We start from the raw sequence: 2,387 nt of genomic DNA, 5'->3' as shown, positions 1-2,387 counted from the left end.
GGTCGGCTGCGGCGGGCCGGTGTTCGCGCGCGGGTGGCGCCCGTACTGGGGCTGCGGCGGGCGGTGGCGGACCAGGCGGGGCTGGGGGCCCGGCAGCGCCGGGAGAACCTCGCGGGCGCGCTGGCGGTGCGCCGGGGTGCGCGGGGGCTCCTGCCGGGCGGGACCCGGATCGTGCTCGTGGACGACCTCGTCACCACCGGGGCGACGCTGGCGGAGGCGGCCCGGGCGGTGCGCGCCGCGGGGCTGGTCACGGGCCCGGGGGCGGCGCTGCGGGCGGCGGTGGTGGCCGCGCCGGCGGACTCGTTCAGACGGATCGAGCGGGTGCCGCGCGTTTGAGCAACTCGTACAGAAGAAAAATCTTGTGAATAGATTCGGAACTGGCGGGGAAGGCCCATCGTTGCAGGTAGTAAGAGGGAACAGCCACTTCGTCGGAAGTACATTCCGGTAGCGGGTGCCGACAACCGCCATAGAGGGATATGTTCGGTTGTAAGGAACTCAGGAGGCTGTCTCTCGACTCCGAAGTCGGTGGGGTGTTGATCTTGCCGATGGGGGAGGAGGAGGTGAAAGTCGCCAAGTCCGAGGCTCCGGCCTTCACCGGAGTCTGGTGCGAAAGGGAGACGCTTCGCCCCGTCGGGTGGAGCTATCCGGGAACGGAGTTCTGCGTGGACATCGTCGTCAAGGGCCGCAAGACCGAGGTGCCCGAGCGGTTCCGCAAGCACGTGGCCGAGAAGCTGAATCCGGAGCGGATCCAGAAGCTCGACGCCAAGGTGATCAGCTTGGACGTCGAGGTGTCCAAGGAGCACAACCCGCGTCAGGCCGACCGTTCCGACCGCGTGGAGATCACCCTGCGTTCGCGGGGCCCGGTGATCCGGGCCGAGGCCGCCGCCGCCGACGCGTACGCGGCGCTGGACCTGGCTCAGGACAAGCTGGAGGCCCGGCTGCGCAAGCAGCACGACAAGCGTTACACCCGCCGCGGCAGCGGCCGGATCCCGGCGGCGGAGGTCGCCGACGTGGTGCCGGGCGTCGCATCGCTGAACGGCAGCGGCCAGCCGGTGTCCGAGGAGAAGAAGGACGGGGTACCGATCACCCGGATCGGATCCATCGAGGTGCAGGGCGAAGGCCCGCTCGTCGTCCGCGAGAAGACCCACTCGGCCGCACCGATGTCGCTCGACCAGGCCCTGTACGAGATGGAACTGGTCGGCCACGACTTCTATCTGTTCGTCGACTCCGAGACGAAGTTGCCCAGTGTTGTCTACCGCCGTCACGCCTATGACTACGGAGTCATCCACGTGAACCCGGACGGTGCCTCCAGCTCGGAGGAGCCGCGGGGCGGCGCCGGTGGCGCGCTCGGCGGCTGAGGTCGATCACATCCGTTCATCGCCCCCGGGCAGGCGCCCAGGCGCCTGCGCGGGGGCGCCTGTGTGACGGGTGTGCGACGGGTATGCGCCAGGTGGCTCACTTGTGGCCCCCGGGTCGTGGTGCGGGCATGGAATCATGGCGTGCAGTCAACCGGCTGCGGTGTGTGTCCGGTTGGCCCAGCAGCTGAGCACATGCAGGGGGAGGAACGATGGCGGACAGCTTCGGGCCGGTGCGCGGGGACGACGGCGTCGCGGGCTGCCGCGGGACGGACGACCCGTCGCAGGAGACCGCCCGGGAGCCCATCAGGGTGCTCGTGGTCGATGACCACGCGCTCTTCCGGCGGGGACTGGAGATCGTCCTCGCGCAGGAGGAGGACATCCAGGTCGTCGGTGAGGCCGGGGACGGCGCGGAGGCCGTGGACAAGGCGGCCGACCTGCTTCCGGACATCGTGCTGATGGACGTGCGGATGCCGCGGCGCGGTGGGATCGAGGCGTGCACCTCGATCAAGGAGGTGGCCCCCTCCGCGAAGATCATCATGCTGACGATCAGCGACGAGGAGGCGGACCTCTACGACGCGATCAAGGCGGGTGCGACCGGGTACCTCCTGAAGGAGATCTCGACGGACGAGGTGGCCACGGCGATCCGGGCGGTGGCGGACGGCCAGTCGCAGATCAGCCCGTCGATGGCGTCGAAGCTGCTCACCGAGTTCAAGTCGATGATCCAGCGGACCGACGAGCGGCGGCTGGTGCCCGCGCCGCGGCTGACGGACCGGGAGCTGGAGGTCCTGAAACTGGTGGCCACCGGTATGAACAACCGTGATATCGCCAAGCAGTTGTTCATTTCCGAGAACACCGTGAAGAACCACGTCCGCAACATCCTGGAGAAGCTGCAGTTGCACTCCCGGATGGAGGCCGTGGTCTACGCGATGCGGGAAAAGATCCTCGAAATCCGCTAGGCCGTCTCTTTCGGATCTTGTCGGGTCCGCGCCGCCCGGCACCGCGCCTCGCCGCACTGCCGGGGCAACCGAG

Annotated in this window: 3 protein-coding genes; all 3 read left to right on the top strand. The window is 68.9% G+C overall.

Translation table 11 applies throughout. The features are described 5' to 3' along the window. The coding region (locus AB8A24_RS43215) for a ComF family protein (protein WP_369479239.1) at window positions 1–336 on the top strand (336 nt) is incomplete at its 5' end. A gap of 326 nt (window positions 337–662) precedes the next feature. Further along, a complete protein-coding gene (gene raiA / locus AB8A24_RS43210) occupies window positions 663–1,358 on the top strand; it encodes a ribosome-associated translation inhibitor RaiA (protein WP_266392945.1) in 696 nt (231 codons plus the stop codon). 209 nt (window positions 1,359–1,567) lie between these two features. Further along, window positions 1,568–2,314 (top strand): response regulator transcription factor, encoded by a 747-nt coding sequence (locus tag AB8A24_RS43205; protein ID WP_030724160.1) that lies wholly within the window; start codon window positions 1,568–1,570, stop codon window positions 2,312–2,314. Window positions 2,315–2,387: the final 73 nt, after the last annotated feature.

The sequence above is a fragment of the Streptomyces sp. BF23-19 genome (assembly GCF_041106355.1).
Taxonomy (GTDB): domain Bacteria; phylum Actinomycetota; class Actinomycetes; order Streptomycetales; family Streptomycetaceae; genus Streptomyces; species Streptomyces virginiae_A.
Note: the sequence above shows the minus strand (reverse complement) of the source record. Positions and strands in the feature narration are given on the sequence as shown.